This is a genomic window from Limosilactobacillus sp., from assembly GCF_051873035.1.
GTDB lineage: Bacteria > Bacillota > Bacilli > Lactobacillales > Lactobacillaceae > Limosilactobacillus.
In genome coordinates this window covers 1-4,748 of the sequence record NZ_JBJEEL010000073.1, presented here as the reverse complement: position 1 = coordinate 4,748, position 4,748 = coordinate 1, and the positions used below count along the sequence as shown (strand labels likewise).

General features: G+C 46.3%; 6 protein-coding genes. 1 reads left to right on the top strand and 5 read right to left on the bottom strand.

Annotated elements, in window-relative coordinates; all coding sequences use genetic code 11:
• Positions 1–11: 11 nt before the first annotated feature.
• The 4 genes from ACI31H_RS07545 to ACI31H_RS07530 all read right to left on the bottom strand — a co-directional run bounded on the left by ACI31H_RS07545 (position 12) and on the right by ACI31H_RS07530 (position 3,298).
• Positions 12–689 carry a YSIRK-type signal peptide-containing protein gene (locus ACI31H_RS07545; RefSeq protein ID WP_439771369.1) on the bottom strand — a complete coding sequence of 226 codons (678 nt, stop codon included), beginning with the start codon at positions 687–689 and terminating at the stop codon, positions 12–14.
• Between the two features lie 225 nt (positions 690–914).
• On the bottom strand, positions 915–1,568 hold the full coding sequence (locus ACI31H_RS07540) for a hypothetical protein (RefSeq protein WP_439771368.1): 654 nt from the start codon (positions 1,566–1,568) through the stop codon (positions 915–917).
• A 98-nt stretch (positions 1,569–1,666) separates the two neighbouring features.
• Complete coding sequence (locus ACI31H_RS07535; protein ID WP_439771367.1) at positions 1,667–2,374, bottom strand: MIP/aquaporin family protein; 708 nt, start codon at positions 2,372–2,374, stop codon at positions 1,667–1,669.
• A 252-nt stretch (positions 2,375–2,626) separates the two neighbouring features.
• Positions 2,627–3,298 carry a TMEM175 family protein gene (locus ACI31H_RS07530; RefSeq protein WP_439771366.1) on the bottom strand — a complete coding sequence of 224 codons (672 nt, stop codon included), beginning with the start codon at positions 3,296–3,298 and terminating at the stop codon, positions 2,627–2,629.
• Between the two features lie 110 nt (positions 3,299–3,408).
• Here ACI31H_RS07530 and ACI31H_RS07525 point away from each other — a divergent pair, with 110 nt between their 5' ends.
• Complete coding sequence (locus tag ACI31H_RS07525; protein WP_439771365.1) at positions 3,409–3,882, top strand: hypothetical protein; 474 nt, start codon at positions 3,409–3,411, stop codon at positions 3,880–3,882.
• 3 nt (positions 3,883–3,885) lie between these two features.
• On the opposite strand, the gene ACI31H_RS07520 is transcribed toward ACI31H_RS07525, so the two are convergent.
• Positions 3,886–4,599, bottom strand: coding sequence for a hypothetical protein (locus tag ACI31H_RS07520; protein WP_439771364.1), 714 nt, complete (start codon positions 4,597–4,599; stop codon positions 3,886–3,888).
• Positions 4,600–4,748: the final 149 nt, after the last annotated feature.

The following is a 4,748-nucleotide window of genomic DNA, read 5'->3' as shown; positions in this document are numbered from 1 at the left end:
GTCAGTATTATTTATTTGAGTCCAGTGGCTAACTTATTCTTGAAATTTAGGAAAACAATTGGCTGGTTGATTGTCCCATCTTTTAAGAAAGTCCCGGTATAGACTTCATCGCCATCTTGGTTATTACTGGTACTCGTTTTCACAACGGTTGAATCACTGAATGATCCGGGGGTATAGCCTAGTGTTAGGTGCGGATCTTTATGAAATACTAACGAGTAGGTATCCCCCACTTTAGCGTTACTAACATCGACGCTAACACTAGTATTATCTAGCTGGCTCATCTTGCTAATGGTTTTATCTGACTCTGCTATGGGATTAATGGTTGGCTTTACATTAGTTACTTGTCTGGAGGATAAAATAGTATCGGCCGTTGCCTTGCTGGTCTGTGTAGGCGCTTCTTGTGATGAATTATCACTCGGCTTCACGTCGGATGCTACTTTTGCTGTTTCGTTTTGCTTAACAGCCGGTGTTGAAGCTACTGAATTTAACGCAACAGGCTTAGCTTGTAGTTGCTGAGTCGTGACATTCTCGTTACTAGCTGTTTGTTCTTCTACAGTCGGCTGAGTAGAAACAGTTTCATCAGCGTGGGCAACGGTCCCCTCGCCAAAGATAAAAGTTGTTCCTAATAAAACAGAAGCAACGCCAATGCTGAGTTTGCGTAAACCAAAGCGTTGCCGTTGCCTCTCCATTTTTCGTAGATATTCTTGTGTATTATTCTTTGACATAATAATCCCCCACCGAATTTATATTTTATTAATTCTGGAATATTTTAACATATACCTATCATTTAATAAAATAACTAGAACTAAATGAACAACTTAAAAAAGTCCAATAACTAACCAATTGTTTGGCCAGTTATTGGACTAGATCTGGATCCGCTTCAATTATAAACGTTTATAAGTTAATTAGTTAATTTACCCTAGCACTAGCTCATATTCCTGGTGGGTATGAACATTGCAAGTCTGACCGGCAGCACTGGCTACCAGCCTATGCAGGGCCGTCAATTGTTGGTGGTTAACAATTACACCGTCAAATTGTAAATTGTGGCTCAGCCAATACTCCGCCACCGTCCGTACCGGACTGATCACTTGTACCTGTGACAGTAAATGGGCCAGGGCAAGGCCAACAATCGCATCATACCGTGACATGGCCGGGCAAAAAATCATTAATAAAGGTGTCGTCGTCTCCCTAGCAATGGTTAAAAGGTGATAAACCTGCTGTTTACTAGCCACGCCGTCAACCACCAACGGTACCCCCTCGGCTAGCAGTTCCGCAATCAACGACTGGTTAAACTGGCCAGCCGTCATCACCGGTACTTGAACCCAGACATTTTCACCGCACAGGGTCAGCTTTTCGGCCCGCTGACGAAGTTCAGTCTGGTCACGGCCATGGACTGGCAGAACTATCCGGTTATTTACACCGGCTGGCAGGTGCCAACTCCCCGCTTCTAGCGCCGCAACTAATTGCTCATCTAAAATTAGACCATCCTGTCCCCGCTGGGCCAGCTTAGTCAATTCTCGTGAGCTAACGTGGTTGATAAAAATACCTGGCTGAGTAAATGTTTGCACGAAAATCTTCCTTTCAACTAACTATACCAATTAATCCTAACAAGCACATTCTGTCACTTAGTTAGGCATTAGTCAAGCTATTTTAGAAAGTAGACCAATTATTTGATCGCTTGTTCTAGGAAACATGCTAAGAGGCCACCGACAAGCGGACCAACCATTGGTACCCAAGCATACCACCATTCCGCCGACGCCTTATTAGGGACCGGTAAGATGGTATAGGCGAACCGCGGCCCCCAGTCACGTGCTGGGTTTAAAGCAAAGCCAGTGGTCGATCCTAGTCCGGTCCCGATGACGGTAATCAACAGGCCCACGATAAAGGGTTTCATCCCCGTGGTAAAGTTACCTAAATTCAGCAAAATAAAGACAAAGGCAAAGGTGGCGACCACTTCCGAAAAGAGGTTAAAGAAGGGCGCCCTAATCGCTGGCCGGGTTGCAAAAATACCGACGCTATTCCCCTCTTTAACAGTCCGGGTTGCCTTAAACTGGGGATAATAAAAAATAATCACGAGTGCCGCGGCCACAAAGGCACCAAGAAACTGCCCCGCCAGGTATGGTAACACCTGGTGCCAGGGAAACAGGCCGCAGATAGCATAGGGGATTGTGACCGCCGGGTTAAGGTGACCCAAAGACCCCAACGAGCCCGCAACATAAACGCCCATCGTCACGGCAAGGCCCCAACTAGCACAGACAAACCACCAGCTGCTCCCCCGGGCGTAGTTACGCTTAAGGTTCACACTGGCCGAACAGCCGCCACCGATTAGGATCAAAATTAACGTCCCGAAAAATTCACCAATAAATCCATTCATAGTTTTAACTCCTTGAAATCGTTATCATACTGACTTATTCTACCCTAGACCAATTGTCAGAACAAGGCTTCGAGACAATAAAAAGAGGTCTGTGGCTTAGGTCTGTTATATCGATTAAAAGTATACAAATGGCCTCAAACATTCGGGAAACCCGAATGCTTGAGGCCTATTTATACTCACGGGGGTGACAGATAGCCTAGCAACACGTCATGAAGACGAGGTCGTCACCGACTTCTGCCACACTTTCCCTTGCTACTTTACCTTTTGTTCTACGGCCGTCTTTTCTGGATAGAAGAAGTTATAAATTGTCAAAATGAGGTAGGCAAAAAGATCCCAGCGGGGCATGATGTAAGCCACAAAGATCAAGATAGCGTTGATGATCAGTACGATCAATAGGCGCCGTCCCAGCCGCACGGAAAACATCCGCGGGCTACCCTCGACCTCATTAAAGAATTCTTCCCAGGCATTAGCCGAAATAATCAACTTCATGAGATTAGCAATGAAGTAGGCGATCCCGTAGTCAAAAACAGCGAGGCTACTAGGTTCTAACATCATCCACTTCGTCAACATCGGGATTACCGACAACGCTGCTAGGAAAATGAAATCATTGATAATCATCTTTTTTGTCACCCGGTTAAGCGATAGTAACATCCGGTTAAGGTCGTACCAGAAGTTAGCCACGACAAAGAAGCTGACCAGGAAGATAAAGATCGACCCCATAAAGTTACGGTAAGAGACCCCTGACTGGTTGGGCAGTGGCACTTCCAAAACCATTACGGTAAGGATAATTGCGATTACCCCGTCATTAAGATTATCGAGGTGCTCTTTAAATTCAATCGCTTCTTTTTTCTGGAGATGGGCCATCCGCTGCTGCACCTGCTGCCGGCTGGCCACCCGTTTTTGCTCTTGTTCTTTTTTTATCACTTTTAATCACCAAGAGCTATTCTAGCGGACTTTAGCTTAAAAGTGAACAGCGCTTGCCCACTATGTGCAAAATCGTCATAATAGAAGGGATTGATGAGGAGGAAAATGAAATGAATAAGATAAAACAGATTAGTTTGAGTGCCATTGCCTGCCTGAGTCTCGGTGGTGCACTGGTTACGGTTAATAACCTCGGTGAACACGTCCCAACAGTGGTTGCGGCTAGTCGTGAGGACACCACCATTGCCAACCGGGATATTGCTAGCTACCTCGCTAACTGCCAGCAATACGAGTCGAATGATAAACAATTCCAGGGCTTTACCAGTATCAAGCAAATCCAGTACCTCGGCAACCGGCAAATTAAGATTACAGTTAATGACGACTTTTACCGTTTGACTAAGCCCCGCCGCGACTTGTTAATTGATAGTCTGCAAAACGGGGTCATCGGTACCCTGATGAATGACCAGCAAGAACGGCCATCGGAAAGCGATGTTCACCAGGGGATGGAAACCAAGGTCTACCTGAACAATCAACTGATCGGCCAGAGTAGCAAGTCTAACAAGCGGATCATTGACTGGAACAAGTAGCCATCATAGTTCCCGCCCCAGGTCATGACTGTAAAATTTGAGGATCCACTCAATCGCCCGCACGTCATTGTGGGCCTTATGAAATTCAATGGCGGGGAGGTTTAACAACTGGCACATCTTCTTTAAGCTTAGCGTCTTTTGGCCCTGCCAAACCTGCTGGGCGATTAACTTTTCGAGGTCTAGTAGCTGGGTCGTCTTCCAAAAGCGCTGGTCGTCAGGAAGGTCCTGCCGGTCAGCCAGAGTCTGGAGGGCCTTAAAGTCAAGATGATTATCCCAGCTAACGAGATAGTCAGGCGCCAACTGGTCAACCACCGCGACGATTCGGGGTAACAGGTGCTTCGCCGTAAAGCGGCCTGCTTGGGAAGGCGATAGGTCATAGCGACGGAGAAACTGGAGCTGACGGTTGTTGGGCTGCTGATCATGATAGAAATAATAGTTGAAACTAGCCGGCTGGTCGTAAAGGCGGCCCGCCAATTGGGAAATTTGGTTTTGGCGATTAAGCTGGAAGAACTCCAGGTCCATGATTAGCAAGCGAGCAGAACTATTAAGAACTGACCGTAGCTGTTTGAAGTTTTGAATCGGGGCCGCCTTCCTCTTCAGTTCCGGTGTTGGGGCCGGCAACGCTGGGGGCGACGTCAAAATAGCCTGGGTAAACGGAAGAAAGGACGAAATTTGAACTGGGGTGCCAATGAATGCGGACTGCGGTGTTTCGACCATGATATCTACCTCACGAACAGATGTTTCATATATTATATACGACACTTTGCTACTTTCACCAGTACAAATTTGCTACAATCAAGTAATAATAATGAAAGGTAGATTATAGAATGAAGTTAGCCACCCAGTTGGTGGTAAATAAAAAACGC

Coding starts and splice junctions, on each gene's coding strand:
- ACI31H_RS07545 (WP_439771369.1), bottom strand. CDS start 689: ATGGAGAGGCAACGGCAACGCTTTGGTTTACGCAAACTCAGCATTGGC.
- ACI31H_RS07535 (WP_439771367.1), bottom strand. CDS start 2,374: ATGAATGGATTTATTGGTGAATTTTTCGGGACGTTAATTTTGATCCTA.
- ACI31H_RS07525 (WP_439771365.1), top strand. CDS start 3,409: ATGAATAAGATAAAACAGATTAGTTTGAGTGCCATTGCCTGCCTGAGT.
- ACI31H_RS07520 (WP_439771364.1), bottom strand. CDS start 4,599: ATGGTCGAAACACCGCAGTCCGCATTCATTGGCACCCCAGTTCAAATT.